The sequence below is a fragment of the Proteus sp. G2626 genome, assembly GCF_009915985.1.
GTDB lineage: Bacteria > Pseudomonadota > Gammaproteobacteria > Enterobacterales > Enterobacteriaceae > Proteus > Proteus vulgaris.
On sequence record NZ_JAABNH010000027.1, the window covers coordinates 572,239 to 597,450 of the forward strand.

The following is a 25,212-nucleotide window of genomic DNA, read 5'->3' on the forward strand; positions in this document are numbered from 1 at the left end:
ATCAAATAGATAAGTTATTACTATCTTTCTGATAAAACAATAACAGGGATGGAAAAAATGAATAAAAACACGGTATTGTCATTACATAACATTAACAAAAGCTTTGATGGAAAAGTAAAAGTCAGCGAAGATATTAGCTTTACTTTAAATAAAGGAGAAATCCTTTCATTACTGGGTCCTTCTGGCTGTGGAAAAACGACACTGCTACGATTAATTGCCGGATTTGAAAGACCCGACAGTGGGGAAATTACCTTATATAACAGAATACTATCATCATCAGGAACTTTCGTGCATGCCAAAGATCGCCATATTGGTTATGTTGTACAGGAAGGTATCTTATTTCCACACCTCAATGTTTATCAGAACGTAGCTTATGGTTTAGGAAATGGCAAAGGTCAACTGCCATTAGAACAAAATCGAATTAATTCTATTCTTCATTTAATGAAGATACCTGAATTGGCTCAGTCTATGCCCCATGAACTTTCTGGAGGACAACAGCAACGAGTTGCATTGGCAAGAGCATTAGCTCCATCACCTGAACTAATCCTATTTGATGAACCTTTCTCTGCAATGGATAGTGCGTTACGTGTTGAGTTACGCGCTGAAATCATAAATATTTTGAGGGAAACGGGACAATCAGCAATTATCGTGACTCATGATCGGGAAGAGGCTATACAATGTTCTGACTATATTGCAATATTACGTGAAGGCAGATTAGTGCAGATTGATACCCCACAAAACATCTATCGTTACCCAGTAGATATTTCCACCGCCTACTCTATTGGTGATGTCAATATATTAAAAGGTGAATACCATTCAGGAAAGGTAATAACCCTGTTGGGTGAAATTACGGTTACATCTGATGGTACTTATGATGGTCATCACGGTAAAATAATATTACGGCCAGAAAATATCACCTTAAATCAAATTAACTCCGTTCCTTCTCATAGAGGCGTGATGGTTGTATTAGAAAAATACCAATTTAAAGGTATGACTAGTGATGTTGTCATTAGTATTAACGGTCAATACCTTGATTTAACTATCATTAATACAACCCCATTACAAGTAGGTGAGTATTACCTATTATGTATTCATTCAAAAGGGTTATTTTACACAAAATAATACATTCATTTATTATTGTTGCTATTGGCTAGTAATATATTTATAAAAGCTTTTTATTAAATATTATTTTTTCCCAAACAACCTGATTATCGGTTATTAATTTTTATAGTTCTTCTTTTTATTTTGGCACAAATATTTAGATTCCGTGGAATAATTGGTGATAAACAGTATAGCGACCCTTTAGTGTTGATGGGAATGTGAGGTGCAACATTAAGGAGATGTAGTGATCGCGCAGTATTCACTTGCTGTTCTCTCTTCCCTCTGGGCGTAGATAAGCAACGGATAATTATTGAACATGATTGATAGTACATCACTCTGTTTTTCAAGGAAATTGCCGCCTATTGTAATAAAATGACGCTATGCCACCTCTCTTTCCGGTTCATATAAACCTCCTGCTGTAAGTAGTCCCAATTGCGAAGTTGTTTACTTCAGCGTTCGGGATGTTGTTCATAAGATAACTGATAAAAAAACAGGTTTAACACATATAAATTTTCGAAATCCAGACAGGGTTTAATCTAACTTAGCAAGCGCTACCAGACATGAATCGCACCAGATAGCGCTGTTATACCCTTTTCTTTGCAAGCAATAATTTCATCCTTCACGCTCTCCTCATCAAATTCTGATTTAGCGTAGAATCACGGGATCTATTAAAAGTAATGGTGACTCATAGATGAACAAGTCTGATCAGTTAGCGATTCAGGAATTTCAATTTGATACATTCCGGTATGTCTACCAGGAAGTAATCGAGTTTCAATGGGTTCGGAAAAGTTAATGTTTTCGAAAACAAGATCTGTCAAATTAGCCGCACTGAGTAATGGGGAGGGGGTGTTTGAAGGTGAACACCCGGATGAAACAGCGTCGGAAGACCAAGCTGATAACACCCTACCCACTACATCGGGTACCTTGTAATCGTGCGATAGGACATATAGGAGTTCGATTGTTGAGCGGTTGTAGAAGTATGTGGATTGGTCAATCCAGCCTTTTGATGTCCCCGTATTGATAAATACACCGTAATTACGATATTGAGGGGAGATCGAGACAGAAGTTTGTGTTAAAGATAGTGTGGTAATTGATGCAGTATGTGTACTGAGGGCGCGGGTAGGTAACATATATGCTGTTCCCCATGTGGTACGAGTATCGGCAAATACTCCTGTGCAGCCACACATAACAAAATTAGGTTTAACGGGTTGGAAAACCACGGAGGCACCATAGACAGGGACGGTGGTTAACGAGAGTGTCATAAAAAGAAAATTAAGGATCGATTGCATATTTTTAACATTCCATAAGTAGTAGAGATAGTAACATCTCACCAAACATTAGATCTAGATAGAAAGAATGACCATATGATTTAACGAAAGAGAAATCACATGGAGATCGTCGAGAGCTATGTTAGTGAGTCATCTAGATCGGCAATATCATCTAGATCGGCAATAAAAGACAGGACGTGTCGTCCCAGGACTTACATTATCGGGTCGGGCCTTAGGAGGGTCATCATGCCCTTACCATGTTTAGTTATTAATTTCATGGGTAATAAAGTGCAATTAAGTTCGCTTCAGTAATTGGCGAATTATCGTATAGGAGTAACAAAATTGAAAAGGAAACGACTGGTTATGACGTACCCCTTTTCTCATACCGCTTTGCTAGCTACGTACTGATACGTTGTTATTGAGAATCCAACAATCCCCATACATATTTTTCCATCGGGCCCGATATGCCTGCACACGTTCATTAATCTCTGCCTCAGGCAGTCCATCACAACATGCTTGCTCGTAAAGTCGCAGACACCGTTCTCGATGCCGTTTTATTGCTCTTTCACTGAGTCCGGTGATACCCGTTCTATCAAAATACACACCTAACCCGTCAAATCCGTGTTGTATCCGGCCTATATAGGTTTTATCCGGATGTACTTCAAAACTACCGATATCCATGTATTCATTAAGCTACTGAATACTCCGACGCAGATGCCAACGGGTTTTCGCAAGCACCATAAAATCATCCATATAGCGAGCATAATAAATCCCCTCTCGTTATCCAAAATCGCTGTCATAATGGTATAATAAACTCGCTCCTACCAAGGGGCTGAGCGAACAGCTCCTCGCTATCCCAACTTTAGGCGTCTCTATTTCACCACCATCTTCTATGCTGTAGTATAAGTATTGCCTGAACAGATCCCGCAGTATCGGTTCGCCAACATTTCGGCAAAACAGGGTATCCACCTGCGGTTTGAGTTGTTTCCACAACCAACAGGCTACTTGTTGCCATAACGCCCAGAGATGTTCATCATTCCTCCGTTTTTCTACGCTTAGGCTATTTATATCTTCATATGTCATTGATAACTGATATTCACTGTCACCGATGTCTCATACTCTCCTGCTGTTACCTCAGAAAAATCATTCACTCTCCGAGTGATAAGAATAGAAAAATCGTAAACATCGCCTCCTTCTACTAGAGTATACGTGTTCGTTGAGTTTTCTCTGAGGTTTATGGCCGTATAGGGAAATATTTTATTTACCGAAATTGTATTATCTATGCTAAGGTTATTACCCCATTGCCAGTCGTAGTACAGTCCTGTTCCTACCGATTGTGGCGAACTTCCTGATACCCTTGAATAGAGTCTTCCTTCGTTATTGGGGTCAACATAACCCGTGGCAGAGGGCTCAAATGAGAGCTTTATGGTCTGGGGCATAAAAGGAGAAATTCTACAGTCAAGCACTAAAGTTATTTCCTTTGTTTTTTCCGGACTTTCTGCAGTTAAAAGACCGAAGTCAATATCGGGACTAACGTGATTAAATGTCGCCAATTGTGTTTCACAAGTTGATGCTGTCACCTTTGCGCTTAAATGATAGACTGCCGTCGCGACCGTTTCAGCAGAGCTCACTCCCGGGATGATACAGAACAACCCCAACGTCAGCCGAATAACAGGGAATATGGATAGCTTCATTGTGCCCCCTCTCTCAGTTATACCGCACTTCAATCGTCACGGTTCCTCTGACATCCATCCCACCCGTAATATCCCTAATTGATTTATCAGGCATTAATGTGGGCCATGCATTCAGTCGAATAACTTTTACGTTACCCGGGTTAACTTCAGACACATTAATCATCATTCCATTGGTGGGGGTTATGCTTGGATTTAATTGCGTTCTGTCGGTATTATCGTTATTAAATTGAATCGCAAATCCCATCGCTGAATTCGTTGTATCCGTTGTGTACATCACATGAGAAGGCTCATCATATTGAGGATTTGTGGCGGTAATGGTTAGCCTCGGCTGATAGATATCACCATCACAGTTCATATTGAAACCAAATGTCTTCATGCTTTTTGTGTAGCCCGTAACATCGCTTGTACCGAGCGCACCATCCCATGCCAATGTAAAATCGCCAAATTGCCCCACAAATGAACCTGAGCCTCCGCTGGTTTCAGGACTTAACCAACAGGTATTTGCCGTAATGGTATAATCATACGGAATAGTAATGGTTAACGCGCTGGCGTCACGACTCAATCCAACCATCAATAAAAGTGCCAGACCTGCCCCCGTGAGCAGTGACCAACAAGTTTGATGTTCACTCACATCCGTTTTAGTTCGGTTATCTTCATTTATTTTCATCGCACAATGACTCTCTATTTTCTGTTATTTCTCGAGGGTATAGTTGCGATTAGCGCCGTAATCATCGACTGCCGTCATGGTGATGGGTAGTGTCACCGTTTTACCCAACGATACTTCAGTATGCGGTGCCAATGTATTCAATGCTTCTGTTGACTGAGCAGACGTCGGTATCACCGGTGCTTTATCTGAAGCCCCCGCATACAATTTCATCACAGCAAAATAATAAGGGGTCGGGTTAACCAACACACTGTTCCCCCCCCGTTGCTCAAGACGCAACTGTTTTTCTGCATCGGGTCGACCTGCTTTTAGTGCTTCAGGACGATACAGCAGTTTAACTTGCGTGTTCATCGCCAGCGATAAGACATTATTTCCCGTTTTCGGGGCAGGTGGAATTTCCTGCACATTCAGGCGAAATAAACTTTCTTTATCTTTAGGTAAGACGCTATCATTCACATTCAGCACGCGAACAACTTGCTTTTGTTCACCGTCTACCTTAAAAAAGGTGGGAGCGGGTATCAGTGTTACGGTATCTGTCGGCAAAGAGACATTGTCAATCCAGACCTGACCACCCCACATATCAGTTGCATGATTCGTAACTTCAAATGAGCTGTTTTTACTTCCACCTTCGTAAATAAACCGGGTTCCGTTGAGGGTAAATGCCGCCATAGATTGACTGCTAATCAGAAGCCCCACTAACAGGAAGCCCAGTTTTCGATATATCATCATTATTTGTCCTTATTGTGTTCTCGATGGTGTGTTATCGGTGATGTTTTATGTGTTATCTACCGTCGTTTCAAATGAATTTGCGCATGCTCATTATTGGTAAGTGATATCGATATTTAGGGTTGCTTGCCAAAGACCCGGGGCTATCATCTCATTGCGTATATCACCAACCGGAATTACCATCTGCACCCCCAAGGGCAAACGATAATTCCCTGGAAACAGGGGCGTCATATTCACGCAAGACTGCCCGGGATACCGGTCACAATCTGTTTGGCTTTTCGCTAAAACAGGGGTAAATGATACCCATTGATGACCGTTATCACTGTCAACCAAAAATAAATCCGGTCCCGCTGTGTTTTCTGGCCGCCGAGAGCCAATGGCTTTATCATTGTCACTGCCGTAATCACCACTGCGTGTATAGGTTGGCGTCACCGACATCGACAGGGTCAGCCAGGATTCGGGTTCAGATGAACAATTCACACCAATATTGAGTGGTGTCACCGCACTTAGCCATTCACCAGAGCCTATCGTCGTGGGGCTTATCGTGGGCAGTTGTACTACACCTCCATCGGTGGTGAGAATGTTACACGTGGCGCGCGTCACTCGAGATTTCAATGTCAATATTGTACTCGCTGTTCCTGCTGCAATTGCCTGCTGGATTAACAACGTGATGGCACCACCTAACATCAATGCCACCAACCCCATGGTTAATATCGTTACCCGCAAGAGACAAAAATCACTTTGTATGCGTTTTTTTTCCAAACGCTCATTTTGTAGGTCATGTGGACAATGTCGACTATTTTGTAAAGACTCATTATTCACAATGTACCTCCGTCAAATTTCTTGCATCCGGTTTTACGCCCGTCATATTCACTCGGCACTGTGTACCCTGTGGAGTCGTTACGGTCAAAAAATCTGGCTCAGTCAACAAGTTAGCTAAGAAAACACCGCCTTGGGTGATAAACCCCACATCTAATCCGTTTGAGGTCAACACCGTACTGCCTTGAGGAAGCGGTTTTCTATCAACCCCCGTCATTCTTAATACATACCGCTTCACCTGTGTATAACCAAACTCTCGGTACACAATCGCCTGACGCGTCGGAACAACACTGAACACCGTATCTAAAAGGTCAATATTATCTGGGACGTTATCCGGGTTAATACGGATATAATTTCGGCTGTACTCCGATAAAGGAAGTGCTGTTACCCCTCGGTAACTTGTGGGTCGAGAGCCATTAAATGTCACGCCGGGGATATCTTTAATTTTCACCACCGCCACCGTCGCATTTTGTTCACGAGTAAACATCAAGCCCGTTTCGGTCGTTCCCAACACCGCCCCAGAAGCACTCAGTGAACTCGAGGTCTGGCTCCCGCCATAACGGTAATGGGCTTGAGTCAGAGACCCCCTCAGTTGCAATGTATCCATCGCATATCCTGCAGATACAGAAATATTGCGGTTATCGCGCCCTACACTGGCATTGACGTTATAGTTCATGTTCTCAGTCGGATTGCCTGACACGGATGTGTTCATTTGCGTGCCTCTGTTACGGTAATAATTAATGCCTGTTGAGCTGAACTGCTGCTTACCTGCGATATCAAACGGAATACTGACATTCATCGAAAGACTGTAGTCATTGGGTGACCAAGGGGTGTGACTGTAACTGGCATACAACCCAACCGCTGCCGCCCCTACGCTCGTGTTGAAGGAGGTATTCACCCCACTGTCATTACTACTGCGGTTCCGGTAACTTTGTGTCCATCCAGAGAAATTGAGGTATGAGCTCCCGATACCATGACTAATCGTTGCTTCATAGCGTTCCTTGCGATTTTCATTTAGCCAAACCTGACGCGGATTGAAACTGGCAAAGTCCACATATTTTTCCCCCGTGTAGCGCCACGTTAGAAGGTGGAGATTCGTTTTTTCTCCCAGACTTTTGGCGTATTTTATCGTAGCACTGAGCCCCGTTTGCGGACCGGATGCCAATCTCCCTCCGCTGTAGCTATTCCACAACCAATCATTACGTGCATTTTGTATTTGCTCTTGTGGATCATCTGTATGCGCAGACAATCGAAGTGAATACGGCTCATGGTTATCAAACACACTGCGAGAGAAGTTAACACTGCCCTCTAATGCCCCCCATTTGCCCATATTGCGACTGAGCCCAACGCCTACCCCTTGATATTGTCGATGTAATATACCCGACAAATTTAATGTTGCCGGTTCAAAACCATAGTCTAAACTACCTGCAACAAATACCCCTTTGGTTTGGCTGTCATCACTACGCGTACCGACTGACAAGTTGTAATTAAAATCATGGGCTCTTAATAAAGTAGGGAGTGTAGTTACCGGGTAGACTCGTGTTGTTTGACTCCCATCTTCTTCCTCTACCGTCACGGTAATATCGCCATTACCAATGGGTGAAATGTCTTTCAGTGCATACTCACCGGGAGGAACTACCTGAGAGGATAGAGTATATCCACCTTGCGCTACCGTAATACGTGCATTACTATTTGCCACGCCAGAAATAATGGGCGCGTACCCGCGTGTAGACCACGGTATCATACTGTTATCCGAACGTAGCGAGACACCATAGAAACCAAAATCTGACATCAATGTACTGCGAGTGCGCGTTTTCCCGAGCTCTAAATTACCCCGTAAAGGCGCAACCACTGTGGATACCATCGCTTGTGGTGATTCAAAGCCACGTCCTGAAAACCCACTGGTGCTACCACTGAGCACCCAACGACCGACATTCGCATTGAGGTCAATGTTGCCGTAATACACCGCTTCTCTTTGTTGACCTTTACTGACGTTGGTGTTGTAACGAAGCTTTAAACCTGCGATGCCATAATCCCAATCATCACCGGCCTCTAACGTCAGTAGCGTCACTTGCGGTTCACTGATGTATAACGTTTGAGTCCCGTAATCAAAACGAACCGATGCCGCAGGATATTCACCAATGCGGTAACAGTCTCTATCACGGTTATATTGAGCTTTAAACATGTCTAAGTTTAGCAATAGGTGTGCTTGGCTCAACCAGTCTGGTGTTAAACACAGCGTTTTTGCATCTTCAGCGCTAATCGTCAACATCTGGCGCGATAATGGCTGATGATTGAAGACGACATCAACGACATACTGTCCTGATGGAAACCGAGTGCCTTCTTGTAAAATAGCGGGAGCGTGTTGTTTGTTTGTACCGTGGATAAAATTAAGGTTCAGTTCAGTGGCGTCTGCCGTCAAGGATAGAGCAAGACACCCGGGGATGAAAGACAAGCAAAGTAAACGAGTGAACGTATTGAGCTTAAACCCTATAAAGAGAAATCGCCGGCTATTACCAGAGCAGGCTGATTTAGTGGAAAACACCAATGCATGGGAAGTCCCGTTGCTGATATTGATGCTGTTAATCCTCGTCATTGATAAGTAGGAACTGTTTTTATTCCTGCCTTTTCGCATAATAATTCCCCCTGAATTTACCACTCAACAGCTCCGGAATACGCCATTATCTAAGTTATTTAATGGTCACCGAATACTGATTAAAGTTATTAATTGCGTCTTGTTGCTTATTTTAATTTTTAACCACGTTGGTTATTTCTGGCGCCACGCTCGACTTTAATCTTTCGCTATTTACTTTTATTTTCACATTGAAAATTTCATAAACTGACCAAGAAAAAATAAATAGGAATTAAAAGTATTTAACCTATTGAGTTAATAAATAAAAGTAAATAGATTCAATCAGTTACCCTGTTGTAAATATGTACTAAAAAATACAGCGCTACTATCAAAAATAATGATACCTATATCGATATAAACTTATTTATATATAAAGCCTTCGTGGAAAACCAAGAAGGCTTTCTATTTATCTCTTTTTTTCTACTTCAATTATTTTTAACTCACGGTTTTATTTTATTTAATAAATTAAAAACAGTAATTAATAGTAGGCAACGGTGTAAGTGGCCATTGAACCAACAGTACCTGCAGTAGGTGTCGCACCTGCGTCGCGCACTAACTGAGCGGTATAATCGAATGAACCGGAAAGTGTACCAGTAGAAACTGAATATTTGACCGTATTTAATCCCCCTCTGATAACATCATTCGCATGAACAGCTGATGCGCCATCAAGAGCGTTACCTGTTGCTTGAGGTTTCAACTCAATATGAACTCCGGTCGCGGTGCCAGTATTCGCAAGACCTGCCTGGATTAAGTTAGGAGAACTCCAGGTAATATCTGCGTTAGTTTGAGTACAAGATGCTGTATTAATGGGGGATAATTTAAAAGCCACTGCAACGGGAAGTGCAGTTGTGGTGTCGGGAGCAACATTCCCTAACTGGATTTCAGGGGTGACGACACCTGCTGACGAAACCGCCTGCACATCACAGGTAGACGATGTTACCGCACCGGTAAAGACGAGCGTGCTTGCCATTGATGATGCAGATAACGCCATCACTGAACAGGCTGCGACCGCCAAAGCTACTTTTTTTACTGTAAAACTCATATTTTATTATCCTTACTTATTAAATGATTAACGTACTAAAAATGAATTTAAAAATTACGCCTACCACACCTATCACGAATATAATTGCTCTATCGAACCCGCTTATTCAATTAAGGCTAGTGGTAGGAATTTCCTTACCCTAATCATACGGATCTTAATCTTGGTCACATTTACTATCAAATTGATTATTTGCGATCTTTATGTCTAATCAAAAACAAGAAAAAGTATTTAATCTCTATTTTGTTTTTAATTTAAGAATTAAACACGTTGAAAAAACATATTGATTAAAATAAAAGATCGTAAAAATGATAAAAATTATTATTTGATAAAATCTGAAACAAAAGACGTCATAAATTAAAAATAATTAAAATTAAATAATGTTTACAATAAATAGCTCACAATCTCGATAGAATAACTTATAAACTAAAAAGGAAATAAAATAATGCAATATAATCAATATATTATATTGATAATAAATTATGGAAATAAGAAATTAATTGTATAAGGAAAGTTATTTAATGGTTTTTTTTTAGTCAACATAAAAATGATATACATCAAACCATTTAAACAAAAAACCATATTGCGAATAAAATAAGAAGAAATACGAAATTTTATTTATTTCTTATTTTTATTGACTCTTTTTAATTTATTTTGCGTAATAACCAATATGGAAATCAATTTATTTATATCCAGTTCAATATTCATATAATGTTAATAAATTAAAATAATGCTTAGAAATAAGTATGTTTATTCATTTTAACTCGAATAATGAAATGAAAAAATAGGGGAAAGCCTTTCTATGATGGCTAAAATATAAGTACAAACACGTACTGTGAAGACCGATGAAAATCCGTGCTCTATGAGTAGATTTAATCATCAGCATTCCTCTTTCATAACGTAGGATTGATACCTTGTTGTGCCTTTTGCATTTTAGAGATTAAGGAATTGCCATGACCGCAGAAACACTCAAACCCAATCAACTGATTTCTTATGAACAGCTTTTAGAATTCCTCGAGCAACGAGGTGTGTTAAACCAACCGTTCACTACCAAGTCAGTTGCTTTACATTTTTGTATTTCCGTCTACAAAGCTCGCTATTGTTTGGGTGTTCTTCATCTACAGGGATTGATTAAACGCAGTAAACCCCATCAAGGTCGGAAGATTAGTTGGATATTACCCTAAAAAACCTTCAATCCGGCATAACAAATTAAACAGAAAAAGTGAGTCAAAGGTAAATGTAAATATAAACAACACTAACATAAACATTTCATCTTTATTAAAAAATCAAAAAAACAATATGTTATTAAATTCATTATTTTTAGTATTGCTTCAGGGATACACCATTATGCATAACCAACATCGGATTAACGTCAAAAATATCACCGATATTCCACTTTGCCAGCAAATGCTGACTGACTATCTTGCTTTTCATCAGGTCAATGTCACCGCACTTAACCCACTTTTTAAAGGCTCGATTTGTGTTGATACCTTTACCTCTTTACCTTTTATTCAAGCCGTTAAACTGGATATGTTTACCCATACCACGCATTTCATTCATGCGGATTGTGCCTCACATTGCCAACAACATTGCGTGCTCATTCATTCGTTGTCCAGCTTGATTGTCAATGCGAAAAAGAAAGATATCCATCTTCCTGCAGGTAGTTATATGCTCATTCCCGCTTGGGAGCCTTTCACGTTAAAGAGTCTATCTCATCATTATGGGCTGATTTTTAATCTTGATATTCATGAGGCAGGATTGAAACGCCAGTCCTTGTCAGAACTGTTTTGGAAAGTCGGCAACCATTTACGTTATGGCAATATGGTCAATAATTTACTCTGTGATTATTATGCCCCCCTGAGCGATGGATGTTACAAGCAATTACTTAATGGCATAAAAACACTGCTTACCTTACAAAGTGAGCAAGTCGCCTGTCCGTGTAATTTTAACAAAACAAATATTATTCCCAATTTTGATATTTGTGCTATTGCCCACTTGATACGCCAGAATATGACTAATCCCCATTACAGTATCAACGAATTAGCCGACTACTACGGTATGTCAATACGCATATTGCAGTACAAACTGGCTCGCTATCAGCTGTCTTTCTCCGAATTACTGGCTTCTGCTCGTTGTGAATTATTGGCGATGACCATCCGGAATATGCCAGATACTGATTTGGATGTTTTAGTCAAGAGTTGTGGTTTCGCCAACCTACGTATGGCAAATCGACAATTTAAAAAGCTGCGGAATCAAACGGTAATGCAATTTCAAGCTCAAGAGCAAGGTCATTTTCATAATACGCAATTAAACCCATTGGAGAGAGCAGAATGACATCATTTCCAAAACAGCAAAAAATAAAAAATGGACTATCCTATGGTAGTTCGCCTTACAGAAAGAAGAGACTCAAAAAAGATATCAATTTTATTGTCGGACGTCAGTTGAAAGCATTGCGCTTAAAAAAAACGCTAAATGGCACGCAATTGGGTAAGATGTTAGGTATCAGTCAGCAGCAGGTTTCACGTTATGAAAATGGCGTCACCACACTATCTATCGATGCTATTGTCACAATATGTCTTTGTTTTAATCTCTCACTCAAGGAGTTTTTAGCACCGCTGATGGTGTTAACGGAAAACAAAAACGAGTCGATTGAGACGCTCCCGCTGTCATCTCCGATTAATTTAGATCTTGTGGCGGACTCAGCGCGTTCTTTTATTTGCCCACCACAAGACGAGAGCATGGTGATGGATAAGCGAAAAAGACGATAACAAGGGCGTACAGTTTCAGAAAAAGCGATGAAAGCTCAAAAAATGAGTCAAGAAAACGTATCCGATAACCGCTTATTAATTAAGGTTAAAATAATGCTAATATCTCGTATTTAGCACATTCAATTTTATCGGTAAAAAAACATTAAAAAACACGGACTGAAGTGCAATAATAGTTGGGTATTTCAAAAACCACTGTCTGCAATTTTTATGTCCGTTTTCAGTGATTGGCTCAGCATCAGCGCCTTCTGGACTGCATTAACGCAAAAATACGGATAGACGTCTTTACCATCAAACATTTCGAAAGATACCTTCTATTCTGAAGGCAATCGGCTATTTAGCTAAGAAGCCACATCCGGCTACGGACGAGCTCTATCTGTCAATATGTTGTACAGGATTAACCCATCAATTCGTGAGGAAGTTTTCTTACACATACTGAAAATTAATTACAGTAACTTATTCGTTATAACCCGCTTAAACCCACTCCAAATCGTTATTTATCTCACGTCTCTGTTTTAAATATCTAGCGTCTGATCACTATCAAATTTATAAAACCATATTAGCTTAAGTGACTATAATATAATGTATTCAATTTAATTTTTACTTTTTTATAATCAAAAAAAAAACGGACCTCATCGAGGTCCGCTTTTTTATATGGTGCCCAGGGCGGGACTTGAACCCGCACAGCCTTACAGCCGAGGGATTTTAAATCCCTTGTGTCTACCGATTTCACCACCTGGGCTAAATTATATTTACTTGTTACAGGCAATACTTATTAATCAAACAAGGCAACAAATAAATTTAAAACATTCACTTCTAAAATAGCTAACTTAATTCTTTGTTCTTCTTTCACTAAAGTAAGTCGTGGAAGAAAAAACGGACCTAAGTTAAGGTCCGTATTTTATATGGTGCCCAGGGCGGGACTTGAACCCGCACAGCCTTACAGCCGAGGGATTTTAAATCCCTTGTGTCTACCGATTTCACCACCTGGGCTAAATTCTGTGGTGCGTCCGTAAATTCTTTTACTTAAGATAAATACTGGTATGGACGACTTAATTACTACATGATGCCATTATTCACAATGGGCTTTTTTGCACCATACTCTTTATCTAAAAGAGATGGTGCCCAGGGCGGGACTTGAACCCGCACAGCCTTACAGCCGAGGGATTTTAAATCCCTTGTGTCTACCGATTTCACCACCTGGGCATTAATGGAGGCGCGTCCCGGAATCGAACCGAGGTACACGGATTTGCAATCCGCTGCATGACCACTCTGCCAACGCGCCTCAACTGCTCAATCTCGTAAGAGATTGGAGCGGGAAACGAGACTCGAACTCGCGACCCCAACCTTGGCAAGGTTGTGCTCTACCAACTGAGCTATTCCCGCATTACCGAACTTGCTGATTTACTTATTTATTTCCGTAAACCGTTGTGTCTTTCGATGCGTTGCATTCTACTGATTTCCTGAATCTAGTCAACACTATATTTGCATCTTTTTGACTGTTCGGTGAATTTTCAGTCATTTCGATCAAGCTTCACGCAAATCTGACCATGCTGCGCTCAAATATTGAAACATTGACCAGAAAGTCAACACGGTTGCGACATACAATAAAGCAAATCCAAACCACTCTGCTTCAATCGTTGGACGCCATAATAACACAACTAACGATCCCATTTGTGCGGTTGTCTTCACTTTTCCTATCCAAGAAACAGCAACACTGTTGCGTTTTCCTAATTCTGCCATCCACTCTCTTAATGAAGAGATAATGATTTCACGAGCGATCATGGTTGCTGCCGGTAAAGTTATCCACCACTCGTGATAATACTCTGTAATTAAAACAAGTGCTGTAGCAACCATTACTTTATCTGCCACGGGGTCAAGAAAAGCCCCAAAGCGAGTAGTTTGTTTCAATCTACGCGCTAAAAATCCGTCAAACCAATCGGTTGCAGCCGCTACCATAAAAATAATAGCACATATCAATGGGGCATCTTTGAAGGGTAAATAAAACACCAAAACAAAGAATGGGATTAAAGCGACACGAAATAGAGTTAGCCAAGTTGGAATATTTAGTTGCATAGCGTTCTACACGACCTAGAAAAGTGAGAGTTATTAATATGGTGCATCAATACACTTAGTGTTTCAACGCATTAAATATTTTTTCTGCTAATGCTGTCGAAATTGTGGGGACTTTCGCAATTTCTTCCACACTTGCATCTCGTAAAGCTTGTAGCCCTCCCATATATTTTAATAACATTTGACGACGTTTAGGCCCCACACCTTCAATAGATTCTAATGAACTGGTATTTTTCACTTTTGCTCTACGTTGACGGTGCCCTGTTATTGCATGACGATGCGATTCATCACGAATATGTTGAATCAAATGCAACGCCGGCGAATCAGAAGGTAATGCCATTCCTTCACCTTCAGGCACAAAAAACAAGGTTTCAAGTCCTGCCTTACGATCACTCCCTTTAGCAACACCAATTAATTTCGGGTGTGACTTATCCCAATCCACATCCAGAGAATTAAATACCTCTATTGCTTGTGCTAATTGCCCTTTACCACCATCAATAAAGATAATATCAGGGACTTTATTTTCTTCTAATGATTTACCATAGCGTCGAGTGAGTACTTGATTCATCGCAGCGTAATCATCACCAGGAGTAATACCACTAATATTATAACGCCTATATTCCGATTTTAATGGACCATTCATGTCAAATACTACACATGAAGCCACAGTTTGTTCCCCCATAGTGTGACTAATATCAAAACATTCCATTCGTTTTATCTCTTTCATATCAAGAAGAGACATCAATGAGGCATAACGTTGTGAAATTGTCGATTGTTCGACTTGTTTTGAAGCCAATGCAGTAGCTGCATTTGTTCTGGCTAACTTAAGATAACGCGCTCTATCACCACGAGGTTTGGTTTGAATTTGAATTTTTCGCCCCGCAATAGAAGAAATAGACTCGGAAAGGATCGCTTTGTCATCCAAATTAAAATCTAGCAAAATTTCAGTCGGTAATGTTCTAATTGCACTTCCTTGTAAATAAAATTGACCAATAAAAGTTTGAACAACTTCATCAAGTGAAGTATTTGCTGGAACTTTAGGAAAATAACTCCGGCTTCCCAACACCTTACCTTGTCGGAAAAAGAGAACATACACACAAGCAATCGCGCCATTAAAAGCAACACTAATCACATCAAGATCATCGCCAATATTGGCAACAAATTGTTTTTCAGTCACTTGCCTTACGGCTTGGATTTGATCACGAATACGTGCAGCTTCTTCAAAACGTAAATCTAAGCTTGCTTCTTCCATACGCTTCACAAGACCTTCAATCACTTGTGAATCATCACCAGAGAGGAAAAGCCGTACATAATTAACTTGTTGAGCATACTCTTCATCTGAAACATAACCTTTCACACAAGGTGCAAGACAACGCCCTATTTGATACTGCAAACAAGGCCTTGAGCGATTGCGATACACACTATCTTCACATTGACGAATAGGAAATAATTTTTGCATCAAAGCCAAAGTTTCTCTTACTGCAAAAGAGTTAGGAAAAGGCCCAAAATACTCCCCTTTTGCATGCTTTGCACCGCGATAGCTAGCAAGTCTTGGGTGTTTATCCCCACTTAAATAGATATAAGGATAAGATTTATCATCCCGCAATAACACATTATAACGAGGCTGATAACGCTGAATGTAACTATGCTCTAGTAACAATGCTTCCGTTTCTGTATGTGTAATAGTCACATCAATATTTGCAATACATTTAACTAATGCTTCGGTTTTACGGCTATTCACTTGCACACGAAAATAACTCGAAAGCCTTTTTTTCAGATCTTTGGCTTTACCGACATAAATTACAGTATCTGTAGCATCGTACATTCGATAAACACCCGGTTTATCGGTGACTCGGCTTAAGAATGCTTTAGCATCAAATTTGTCTTCCACTTTGTAAATGACTCTCTATCTCAATTAACCCATAACGTATTGCTATATGTGTTAATTCTACATCACCTGAGATTTTAAGTTTACTAAACATTCGATAACGATAGCTATTTACTGTTTTTGTATTGAGATTTAACGCCTCTGCAATTTGTGTAATTTTTTTTCCTCTAATTATCATGGACATCACTTGCAGTTCTCTTTCTGATAAATAGTGCAATGGATTCACATCTTTTTGTAATTTAGACAATGCAATTTCCATAGCCAGTTCTTGGCTTAAATAACGTTGACCAATACATACTTGACGAATGGCTTGAAGAATATTTTCACACGAAGTATCAAGGACAACAAAACCTTCAATTCCTAATTGAAGAAGCGGTATAGATAAAATGGAATCCGTGTTGGGTGAAATAACAATAATTTTAATTGATAAAAATGAACGTTTAATCCTTTTTATTGAATCAATTAATGAAACAGAAGGAGATGAGTAAATAATAATAAGATTAACAGAAACTTGACGACAATAACGAAATGCTTCTGTTTCATCAGCCATAATTTTTCGAATATTGATTTTTTTAATCTGACAAAGAAGTGTTTTAATTCCCAAGCTAAATAATTCAACCTGACTTATTATTATTGTATTGATCAATAATTTTTCCTTTTATGTTAATATATTTAAAAGTCCCACTTCTATTTAAAACACAATTATCATATTGTATTACTCATTAACATTCCACTTTTTTACAGTCTGAATTTATTCTCATTAAGTAAATGATTTTAATCGTTCAAATATAAACAAAGGCTCATATAAAAGAGCCTTTAATATAATCAATAGATGAAAATAATATTATTTATTAAACATATTCATAATATCTTTTTCTGTAAGCATGCGTGTTTTTTCTACAAAATTGTAATAATGAGGTTTGTTATCTATATAAATTTGCATAGTAAGTTTGCTTTCTTTTGTTTCAGAAAACAATCCTGCTGATACATAATAAGTATTGCTTTCCTTCAAATGATAAAAAAGATGAGAACCGCAGTGCTTACAAAATGCCCTTTCACCCCATAATGACGAATCATAGCGTGTAATATTTTCTTCACCTTCAATATTTAAATCTGACTGACAATCAATCGAGAAACCTGGACCACCATTCCAACGTAAACACATACTACAATGACAAACACTAAGTTCAGTGATATTTTTCGCGGTTGACAATTTAACAGCACCACACAAACATTGACCTTGATGCATCGATACTCTCCTCTTCTTTAAATCATGCATAAATCTTTTAAGATTATATGCATGATTTTATCTCCCAAATAAGAATTTTTTAAATGTAGATATTTCTTACACTGTTGTATTCTTACTTTGCTTTTTGGGTGGTAATGGTGAGAAATAACCAATTAACAAAATCAGTATGGCAACACCAATAAAGGCCAATGCTCTAAGTAACCCGCTACTTAATGATGTATCAATCAAGAAGAGTTTAGCGATAACAACGGCTAATAGCCCCCCACCAATAAACCAACTTGAACGTGATTTTTTGCGAGTTGCCATCATCATTGTTACTAATGCAGTAATGGCCCAAATAATCGCTAATACGGTTTGGATTACTTTAGAATTAATAATTTCATACATTGTCCAGTCAATATCCGTGACAAAGACTAATCCCCTTAATAAAATCCCATTAGCCCACCAAAAGATCATTGCGGGAATGATATAATTGTATAATGGTAAGTTATTTTGTAACAACTGTTGATATTTAGGAGATTGTTTTATTACTGAAATATTTTTATAGCCTACCCATATTCCCATAATTCCCATGAGATCCATCAGGTTAAAGAGAGGTATAAATTTAATACCGCTTTCGGTACCGTTATTCATATTTGCAAAAATTAAAAAAAGTGCAAGCAGAGCTAAAACAGGCGCAGTTATTACTAAATAAGTATTTTGATACGCTTTAATCCAATTAACTCTCATAACAAATAGAGTACTTATCGCTATATATAAGCTTGTGGAAAAAAGGATACTAGCAAAGTGTAGGCTGACATAAAGATAAGTGGTATCCATTAGCCAAACAACTTCAGTCAACAAGAATAATCCAATAAAGACAAGATGCATAATATGAATTAATGCTTTATTTAATCTTTTTGCTGGTAATAATGTATTAACCTTAAGTAAACAAAAACCACTCGCAAATATTGCCACCCATATAATGGCACTTAACCAATTATCTATTAATGATCCGGCTAAATAAATATACACTAACATAATAAGTGCTGACATCGGCCATAATAAAACAGAGCAACTTGCTAATTCAAAAAATAGTGCTTTCTTACCGGCTAAATACATTCCCCAGCAGCTAATAAGAATAAAAGCAAAAGTAATGGATTTTACACTTGGAGAGAACCAATATTCACCATACTCTTGCAAAGTGAATACACAATATCCCCAACTCACCACAGCAATAAATAGTGTCACATATCCAATAGCACGGCTATCAATATTAATAAATTTAGCTCGATACCACAGTACCGCTACAGCGAATACGACAATGACTAGTGTGATAAGCATTAGCCAATCACCTAACAAAATAACACGTGTGTTAAACATTAAAGCAAAGGATACTGCAACTAAAAGAGTCCCTGCGATAGCTGGTTTTTTTTGTTGCTGTAAAACAGAGAATGCAAGTATCATTACGCCTTCAATTGCCCATACCATCGATGTCCATTCAGCAGAAAAAGCAAATGGTACGGCTAAAGTAGCAAATGTGGCTGACAGCATAAAAAAGGCAATAGCCAGTAATTTTCCTTCTTCGCGATAGTATTTAAGCACAAGCCAACTTAGTGCAAAATAGGCTAATCCATAAAGAGATGAAGCAATAGCAACACCATATTCCCATTCTGATGCTAATCGATGTTGGAAGATAAAACCAATCAATGGTGTGCCGAATAATAATGTGGCATCGAAAGGAATATTGAGTTTCAGTTTATTTTTTAACGTTGAAAGTTCAGTTGCAACACCAAAGATTAACCAATTGGCCATTAAGAAAAGTTGGCAAGGTAAGTAATCAGTATGCGTATAGTTTGGTATCGCCCATACAAAAGCAATACTAAAGGTAAAAGCAAAACCAATAAGATTTAATAAACGCCAAACTTGCCAATGACTGATAACCAAAATGCCAATAGAAAGAATAAGATAATAACTAAACAACGCAATATAATTGCCACTTCCTGTAGACAATAACACCGGCGCTAAATAACCACCTAATGAGGCTAATACTGCTAAGCTAATAGCTCGATGAAGAACAGCTAAAATAACACTGGCGATGCAAATAAACACCATAATGGCTAAGGCAATACCAATAGGAATAAAATCATAAATTTTAGTCGCCGCAAATATCGTGATATAAAGCCCACCTATTCCGCCACCTTGCAAAATAAGTGCATATATCAGATTTTTCTTTCTAAGCCACCAGCCGATCCCTAATAATGCCAAACAACCACTTCCTGCCATCATTAAGCGTGTTGATGCGGAGATAAGCTCATTTTCAATACTGTATTTAAGTAAATAAGAAAGGCCAAAAAAGAGTAATAACATCCCTATTTTTGCCAGCGGATTTCCAGTAACGACCCAATTCCAAATAAGCCCCAAAATTGATTTTTGCTGAGAACGTGTATTCAAATTTAAAGCAGGCCTGTATTGTGATGCAGGTCTGACTTGAGATGTTGTTGCTCCTAAATTAGCAGATTGAGATGCAGAAAGATTAGTTCTCGCTACATTCACGGTATTTTCTAGATGTGATGTTGGCGTAATATCAGGTGGCGTATTTTCTGGCTCGTTCTGATAACGATGAGCAAAACGGCTCGTCGAAATTTTAGGTTGATAAGGTTGCGAGCCCGACTTAGCCGATGCTGAATTATTAGTATGTTGATCTTCTGTGTTAAGTGTTTTGTTTATGGAGGTAGAGGCATCAGCAACCGATAGCTGTTCTTTCGGAGAAACTTTATCAAATGACGTTTCTCTTGATGCTTGTGCTTGTTGAGGAGCAGGAGATTCTTTATTCTCAACCTTATCTTGTATTCCTTCTGTAAGTGTACTTGTCTGAGACTGATTACTTGATGAAGTTGATTTTAGCTCCCTTTTTATTTCACAGGATAAATCACCTACTTCATCTTTACTCGCATCAAGTGCTGTACGCTCATCTACAGCACCCTTTTTATTTAATAACTTAAATAATTTCGCTTGTTGTTCGGTCAGTTTTTCTTCAAGTTGCTTAATTCGATACAACAATGAGTTGGTATTTGTATAAGAATGATATTGCCAATACAAAGATACCACGACAAATATTATAATAATAAGCGTCAAAAAATCGTCCATAAACCTAATCCTTTTGTATTCAGCATCACATGGTTTTAATCTCTTAACCTTAGTTATACTTTAATTTTCACAGATTTATCTTAGTTTATTCCTAAATAATCAATTTTAAGAACTCTTGATTTAAACCTACCACACAATTTCAAAAAAAAGGTATGATCTATTAATTCCCTTAATCTTCCATTTATATTAAAAAGCACACTCATAATATGAAATTAAATGACGAATTAACTAACGCGATTGCTTCCGTCACAGAAGCTGCGGCTATTGCAGCAATGCCTTGGATCGGAAAACAAAATAAAAATGCAGCGGATGACGCCGCTGTAAGTGCCATGAGAGCTCGTTTAAATAGCTTAGATATCAATGGTGAAATCGTTATCGGTGAAGGCGAAATAGATGAAGCGCCAATGCTTTATATTGGCGAACAAGTTGGTCGTGGCAAAGGTGAAAAAATAGAGATTGCTGTTGATCCTATTGATGGCACTCGCATGGTAGCTACGGGAGAAAACAATGCTCTTGCAATTTTAGCAGCAGGCTTTGAAGGCAGTTTTTTACACGCACCCGATATGTATATGGAAAAATTAATTGTCGGTAAACAAGCGTCTGGTGTTATTGATCTTAATCACTGCCTAGAATATAACCTTGATGCAATTGCACAAACATTAAATAAACCACTTGAGCAACTTACGCTGGCTATTTTAGACAAACCTCGCCACCACGATGTTATTAACGATCTTCGCACCAAAGGGATCAATGTCATTACGTTACCGGATGGTGATGTTCTTGCTTCTTTATATGCCACAATGCCAAATAACTGTATTGATGTTATGTACGGTATTGGCGGAGCTCCAGAAGGTGTTATTAGTGCCGCGATTGCTAAGGCGCTTGGAGGAGATATGCAAGCTCGTCTGATCACTCGCGATATAGCAAAAGGAAATACTGCAGAAAATAGAGATTTTGCTGTCAGTGAAATAGCTCGCTGTCATAAAATGGGAACCGATGTAAATATCAAATTATCACTAGATACATTAGTTCGTAATCAAGATGTAATGTTTGCAGCAACCGCCATTACGACCGGTGATCTTTTATCTGGTGTTAACCAACAATCCCAATATCTACAAACACACTCTTTAGTGATTAATGGTTCAACACATTCACTACGTTATATTAAAAATTACCATTTACGTTAATTTTTCAGTTTGTCTCCTACTCTTTGAGACATAAAAAAGCGGCACTCGATTAAGATGCCGCTAAAGATTTCAAGGGGTATGTTTATTGTTATTTATTTGAACTCAGATTTAAGCCAATAAATTTGCTGGATTATCAACACATAACTTTTTGATAATAGAATTATCAACACCACGTTGAGCTAATAATGAAAGGAAGACATTCGGAACAAATCCCCAGCCATTTCCCCCATTTTTTGCCCACATTTGTTTTAAAAACACATCATGGCTTAATACAATTTGGCTACCATAACCTCTTTCAATTAAGGTTGCGACAGCTTCAACAGTATCCATAACACTTGGTGCAGCGCCCTCTTTAGGGAAAGAGATATCAAGGCCAATCATATCAAACTCAAGCCAAACACCGCGATCAAGCATTTTGCATTGATAATCAATATCTTTACCCGATGGATCAGAATGTGCTAATGAAATTTTAGCAGGATTACAGCCCATTTCAGATAACAAAATATCTAAAACTTCATCACCACGACGTTGCCAGCCTGGCATATGAATATTCATAGAAGCATGAGGATTATTATTTTGGGCGATTGCGGCGGCACGTAAACTATTTTTTTCGCCGTCAGTAAAGAAAGGAGAAACCCCAATTTCACCAATCATACCTGCACGAATATCAGTGCCATCGATACCTACATTCAATTCATCATCAATAATCTTTGCCATTGCATCAATATCATCAGCCAGTCGCTCGCCTTCAAACTTCTCAATATAAAGCCCTGAAGAAGCCACAACGTTAATACCTGTTATTTCTGCAACTTGTCTTAGTTTTCTAATGTCACGTCCAATGGATGAAGAGCCAGTTGCATCAACAATCGTTCTTCCGCCTAACTCTTTGAAGTTATTTAATTCAAAAATAACATCTTCGATTGGTTTCTTATCCATATTATCGCAACAACAATATGGATCGTATTTAAGTCCCCATTGGATATCTGCACTGACTTTTTTATCAACTAATACATGTGAGAATTCATAAAAAGGTTCATCAACAACACCAGAGAGATCATTAAACAGGTGCTCATGAGGTAATGTCAGTCCCATATCTTCTTTTTTAACAGGGCCTGTTACAGTTTGAATATAACCTTTCATCATGTTACTCCTATGCTTTCGCAGGTTTTGTGGCTCTGAACTCTGGGATTGTGGTAACAATCGCCCCCACTAACGCAAATAATGTACCGATAATTGTCACCAAATAAACGGTATTGCCTAATGAAGGTAATAACAGATCAATTAAGACAGAACCTAACAACTGGCCTGCTGTAGAGGCAACGCCTAACATCAGCAAACCCAAACCGCGAACTAAAATAGCCATTAATGCGATAGACATCAGTCCTAAAGGTCCCCCTAAATACATCCACCACGTTCCTGGTAATTCTAGGGTGATGTGACCTAATGCCATACGAACAACTAAAGCAATCGTTAAAACTGTAAAGCCAACAATAAAGTTCCAAGTGATAGATACCATCATGGAACCTGTCGCTTCCGCGACTTTAGAGTTACCTGCGGGTTGCCAACCAGCTAATAGCCCTGCAAGGAAAGGTAAGATTGCTAAATAAATAAATGAAGTTGAATGCCATTGTGGAGAAACAACAAATAGAGTTGCAACTACGGCCAGCACAGCACCTAATATACGATATGATGTGAAATATTTTTTCTCATCGACACCGATACCAAAGCGGTCACACAATAAACCGGATAATAACAGTGCTGAAATTAATGCTGTTTGGAATGTCGCAATCCCTAATGCACTTGCCGAAGCCCCTTCAGAGAAAACAACCATCGCACCACAAAGACCCGCAAACCAGTTCCATAATGGAATTTTGCGCGTTTTAATTAAACTTGGAATAGAAGCAAATTGCTGACGGTACTGTTTTTTCGACATAATGATAAAAAACATCACCACTAAACCACTGGCAAAAGAGATAACCGCACTGGCGTTACCATCTTTTAAAACGTGTCCTAACTGCCCATTCACCGCAGATTGCATTGGTGATAGCATACCTGCTAACACAGTTGCTAACATCAGCAAGGGTGTTGATAAATTTTTTGTACTCATAAGATGTTCCTTTTGGATTATTGGCTATGAGTGATTTCTTTTTTTATTTTTCAAGTAATCGGTTTTTATTTGCGCAGAGTTGCAACTCTGCGCTTTTTACTTTTTATGACAGTTATTCTTAATTCAAATTAACGCGCGATTTGTTTCAGAATGTTGACCCACATATCAGCATAATGTGGCCATGCTAAAAATTCTTTACTCCCCCAGTGCGGTGAACAGTCACTCATAAAGCAACCTGTTTTCCCTTTTTCAAATTGACCAAATACCAGCAATGGATCTTCACCAATATTTAATACTGTTTCTGTATTTTCTTTAGCAGATACTTTGTTATAACCAAGGAACATCGGCCATTCGCCAAAGCCTTTTACCGATGCATGTTCTGCATTCACTGCACTTGCGAATACACCTTCAGGTGCTTCAACACGATCATCACCATCAAGCATTTCGACAGGCAGAACTTCTGCAAGTAATGTGTTTTTATAGTTTGCTTTAGCTTCAATACCCATAAATGATAAGTAACCACCAATCATTAATAAGCCACCACCATTCACCACGAATTCTTTAATTAATCCCAGAGCATTAGGAATAACTTTCATGTTATAGAATGTATCGTTTTGTAACAGGAATGTATTAGCTCCAATGTCGCTAATCACAATGACGTCGTATTTAGCTAAAGCTTCTGCTGTTTGTGGAAAAGCAACCTGAACGGTATGAGCTGGCATATAATCGACTTCAACACCTTTCTCTCTTAAGCAACTTAATAAGAACGTTGAACCTTCTTCATATTTGCTAGAAGTGAAACTGTCATAGCCTTTAGAGTGGATCATATGAATATGCCATGACTCACCAATAAATAAGATTTTCATTTTTA

Annotated in this window: 19 protein-coding genes and 5 tRNA genes; 5 read left to right on the forward strand and 19 right to left on the reverse strand. The window is 38.8% G+C overall.

Features of this window, described 5'->3' with window-relative positions; all coding sequences use genetic code 11:
- Positions 1 to 57 precede the first annotated feature (57 nt).
- Positions 58 to 1,122, forward strand: a complete 1,065-nt coding sequence (locus tag GWJ05_RS15130; RefSeq protein ID WP_036936300.1) for an ABC transporter ATP-binding protein — start codon at positions 58 to 60, stop codon at positions 1,120 to 1,122.
- Positions 1,123 to 3,448: 2,326 nt separating this feature from the next.
- Here GWJ05_RS15130 and GWJ05_RS15135 read toward each other — a convergent pair.
- The 6 genes from GWJ05_RS15135 to GWJ05_RS15160 all read right to left on the reverse strand — a co-directional run bounded on the left by GWJ05_RS15135 (position 3,449) and on the right by GWJ05_RS15160 (position 9,946).
- Positions 3,449 to 4,063 (reverse strand): fimbrial protein, encoded by a 615-nt coding sequence (locus GWJ05_RS15135; protein WP_036936297.1) that lies wholly within the window; start codon positions 4,061 to 4,063, stop codon positions 3,449 to 3,451.
- 13 nt (positions 4,064 to 4,076) lie between these two features.
- Positions 4,077 to 4,730 carry a hypothetical protein gene (locus tag GWJ05_RS15140; protein WP_036936294.1) on the reverse strand — a complete coding sequence of 218 codons (654 nt, stop codon included), beginning with the start codon at positions 4,728 to 4,730 and terminating at the stop codon, positions 4,077 to 4,079.
- A 24-nt stretch (positions 4,731 to 4,754) separates the two neighbouring features.
- Positions 4,755 to 5,456 (reverse strand): fimbrial chaperone, encoded by a 702-nt coding sequence (locus GWJ05_RS15145; RefSeq protein ID WP_036936292.1) that lies wholly within the window; start codon positions 5,454 to 5,456, stop codon positions 4,755 to 4,757.
- 90 nt (positions 5,457 to 5,546) lie between these two features.
- On the reverse strand, positions 5,547 to 6,275 hold the full coding sequence (locus GWJ05_RS15150) for a type 1 fimbrial protein (RefSeq protein WP_036936289.1): 729 nt from the start codon (positions 6,273 to 6,275) through the stop codon (positions 5,547 to 5,549).
- Positions 6,268 to 8,694, reverse strand: coding sequence for a PefC/AfrB family outer membrane usher protein (gene pefC / locus GWJ05_RS15155; protein ID WP_161681477.1), 2,427 nt, complete (start codon positions 8,692 to 8,694; stop codon positions 6,268 to 6,270). The genes GWJ05_RS15150 and pefC overlap by 8 nt, the downstream gene beginning before the upstream one ends.
- 688 nt (positions 8,695 to 9,382) lie before the next feature.
- A complete protein-coding gene (locus GWJ05_RS15160) occupies positions 9,383 to 9,946 on the reverse strand; it encodes a fimbrial protein (protein ID WP_036936287.1) in 564 nt (187 codons plus the stop codon).
- Between the two features lie 950 nt (positions 9,947 to 10,896).
- On the opposite strand from GWJ05_RS15160, the gene GWJ05_RS15165 reads away from it, so the two are divergent.
- From GWJ05_RS15165 to GWJ05_RS15175, 3 genes are all read left to right on the forward strand, one after another.
- Positions 10,897 to 11,127, forward strand: coding sequence for a FaeA/PapI family transcriptional regulator (locus GWJ05_RS15165; protein ID WP_036936285.1), 231 nt, complete (start codon positions 10,897 to 10,899; stop codon positions 11,125 to 11,127).
- Positions 11,128 to 11,290: 163 nt separating this feature from the next.
- Positions 11,291 to 12,277: a helix-turn-helix transcriptional regulator gene (locus GWJ05_RS15170; RefSeq protein ID WP_161681478.1), complete on the forward strand. Its 987-nt coding sequence runs from the start codon at positions 11,291 to 11,293 to the stop codon at positions 12,275 to 12,277.
- Positions 12,274 to 12,711, forward strand: coding sequence for a helix-turn-helix domain-containing protein (locus GWJ05_RS15175; protein ID WP_036936282.1), 438 nt, complete (start codon positions 12,274 to 12,276; stop codon positions 12,709 to 12,711). Before GWJ05_RS15170 ends, GWJ05_RS15175 begins: the two co-directional genes overlap by 4 nt.
- A 652-nt stretch (positions 12,712 to 13,363) precedes the next feature.
- Here the strand turns inward: GWJ05_RS15175 and GWJ05_RS15180 are convergent.
- From GWJ05_RS15180 to GWJ05_RS15225, 10 genes are all read right to left on the reverse strand, one after another.
- Positions 13,364 to 13,450, reverse strand: a tRNA-Leu gene (locus GWJ05_RS15180).
- A 164-nt stretch (positions 13,451 to 13,614) separates the two neighbouring features.
- A tRNA-Leu gene (locus GWJ05_RS15185) sits at positions 13,615 to 13,701 on the reverse strand.
- 126 nt (positions 13,702 to 13,827) lie between these two features.
- A tRNA-Leu gene (locus GWJ05_RS15190) sits at positions 13,828 to 13,914 on the reverse strand.
- Between the two features lie 5 nt (positions 13,915 to 13,919).
- Positions 13,920 to 13,993 (reverse strand) — tRNA-Cys (locus tag GWJ05_RS15195).
- A 25-nt stretch (positions 13,994 to 14,018) separates the two neighbouring features.
- Positions 14,019 to 14,094: transfer RNA gene (locus tag GWJ05_RS15200), tRNA-Gly, on the reverse strand.
- Positions 14,095 to 14,235: 141 nt separating this feature from the next.
- A complete protein-coding gene (gene pgsA / locus GWJ05_RS15205; RefSeq protein WP_036936280.1) occupies positions 14,236 to 14,784 on the reverse strand; it encodes a CDP-diacylglycerol--glycerol-3-phosphate 3-phosphatidyltransferase in 549 nt (182 codons plus the stop codon).
- Between the two features lie 55 nt (positions 14,785 to 14,839).
- Positions 14,840 to 16,672: an excinuclease ABC subunit UvrC gene (gene uvrC, locus GWJ05_RS15210; RefSeq protein WP_036936278.1), complete on the reverse strand. Its 1,833-nt coding sequence runs from the start codon at positions 16,670 to 16,672 to the stop codon at positions 14,840 to 14,842.
- Positions 16,656 to 17,219, reverse strand: coding sequence for a LuxR C-terminal-related transcriptional regulator (locus GWJ05_RS15215; RefSeq protein ID WP_224215349.1), 564 nt, complete (start codon positions 17,217 to 17,219; stop codon positions 16,656 to 16,658). The genes uvrC and GWJ05_RS15215 overlap by 17 nt, the downstream gene beginning before the upstream one ends.
- 294 nt (positions 17,220 to 17,513) lie before the next feature.
- Complete coding sequence (locus GWJ05_RS15220; protein WP_036936274.1) at positions 17,514 to 17,918, reverse strand: GFA family protein; 405 nt, start codon at positions 17,916 to 17,918, stop codon at positions 17,514 to 17,516.
- 96 nt (positions 17,919 to 18,014) lie between these two features.
- Positions 18,015 to 21,047, reverse strand: coding sequence for a DUF2339 domain-containing protein (locus GWJ05_RS15225; protein WP_161681479.1), 3,033 nt, complete (start codon positions 21,045 to 21,047; stop codon positions 18,015 to 18,017).
- Between the two features lie 206 nt (positions 21,048 to 21,253).
- Between GWJ05_RS15225 and glpX the strand changes: the two genes are divergently transcribed.
- Positions 21,254 to 22,234 carry a class II fructose-bisphosphatase gene (gene glpX / locus GWJ05_RS15230; protein WP_103004683.1) on the forward strand — a complete coding sequence of 327 codons (981 nt, stop codon included), beginning with the start codon at positions 21,254 to 21,256 and terminating at the stop codon, positions 22,232 to 22,234.
- A 108-nt stretch (positions 22,235 to 22,342) separates the two neighbouring features.
- Here glpX and GWJ05_RS15235 read toward each other — a convergent pair whose 3' ends face one another.
- From GWJ05_RS15235 to GWJ05_RS15245, 3 genes are all read right to left on the reverse strand, one after another.
- The gene (locus GWJ05_RS15235) at positions 22,343 to 23,374 is read right to left on the reverse strand and encodes a methylphosphonate esterase (protein WP_036936268.1); all 1,032 of its coding nucleotides are present in this window, start codon (positions 23,372 to 23,374) and stop codon (positions 22,343 to 22,345) included.
- Between the two features lie 10 nt (positions 23,375 to 23,384).
- Positions 23,385 to 24,341, reverse strand: coding sequence for a DMT family transporter (locus tag GWJ05_RS15240; protein ID WP_036936267.1), 957 nt, complete (start codon positions 24,339 to 24,341; stop codon positions 23,385 to 23,387).
- 128 nt (positions 24,342 to 24,469) lie between these two features.
- Positions 24,470 to 25,207 (reverse strand): glutamine amidotransferase, encoded by a 738-nt coding sequence (locus GWJ05_RS15245; protein ID WP_006532984.1) that lies wholly within the window; start codon positions 25,205 to 25,207, stop codon positions 24,470 to 24,472.
- Positions 25,208 to 25,212 lie beyond the last annotated feature (5 nt).

Coding starts and splice junctions, on each gene's coding strand:
- GWJ05_RS15245 (WP_006532984.1), bottom strand. CDS start 25,207: ATGAAAATCTTATTTATTGGTGAGTCATGGCATATTCATATGATCCAC.
- GWJ05_RS15220 (WP_036936274.1), bottom strand. CDS start 17,918: ATGCATCAAGGTCAATGTTTGTGTGGTGCTGTTAAATTGTCAACCGCG.
- GWJ05_RS15225 (WP_161681479.1), bottom strand. CDS start 21,047: ATGGACGATTTTTTGACGCTTATTATTATAATATTTGTCGTGGTATCT.
- GWJ05_RS15130 (WP_036936300.1), top strand. CDS start 58: ATGAATAAAAACACGGTATTGTCATTACATAACATTAACAAAAGCTTT.
- glpX (WP_103004683.1), top strand. CDS start 21,254: ATGAAATTAAATGACGAATTAACTAACGCGATTGCTTCCGTCACAGAA.
- GWJ05_RS15165 (WP_036936285.1), top strand. CDS start 10,897: ATGACCGCAGAAACACTCAAACCCAATCAACTGATTTCTTATGAACAG.
- GWJ05_RS15215 (WP_224215349.1), bottom strand. CDS start 17,219: ATGGCTGATGAAACAGAAGCATTTCGTTATTGTCGTCAAGTTTCTGTT.
- GWJ05_RS15235 (WP_036936268.1), bottom strand. CDS start 23,374: ATGAAAGGTTATATTCAAACTGTAACAGGCCCTGTTAAAAAAGAAGAT.
- GWJ05_RS15175 (WP_036936282.1), top strand. CDS start 12,274: ATGACATCATTTCCAAAACAGCAAAAAATAAAAAATGGACTATCCTAT.
- pgsA (WP_036936280.1), bottom strand. CDS start 14,784: ATGCAACTAAATATTCCAACTTGGCTAACTCTATTTCGTGTCGCTTTA.
- GWJ05_RS15145 (WP_036936292.1), bottom strand. CDS start 5,456: ATGATGATATATCGAAAACTGGGCTTCCTGTTAGTGGGGCTTCTGATT.
- GWJ05_RS15140 (WP_036936294.1), bottom strand. CDS start 4,730: ATGAAAATAAATGAAGATAACCGAACTAAAACGGATGTGAGTGAACAT.
- GWJ05_RS15135 (WP_036936297.1), bottom strand. CDS start 4,063: ATGAAGCTATCCATATTCCCTGTTATTCGGCTGACGTTGGGGTTGTTC.
- GWJ05_RS15240 (WP_036936267.1), bottom strand. CDS start 24,341: ATGAGTACAAAAAATTTATCAACACCCTTGCTGATGTTAGCAACTGTG.
- GWJ05_RS15170 (WP_161681478.1), top strand. CDS start 11,291: ATGCATAACCAACATCGGATTAACGTCAAAAATATCACCGATATTCCA.
- GWJ05_RS15160 (WP_036936287.1), bottom strand. CDS start 9,946: ATGAGTTTTACAGTAAAAAAAGTAGCTTTGGCGGTCGCAGCCTGTTCA.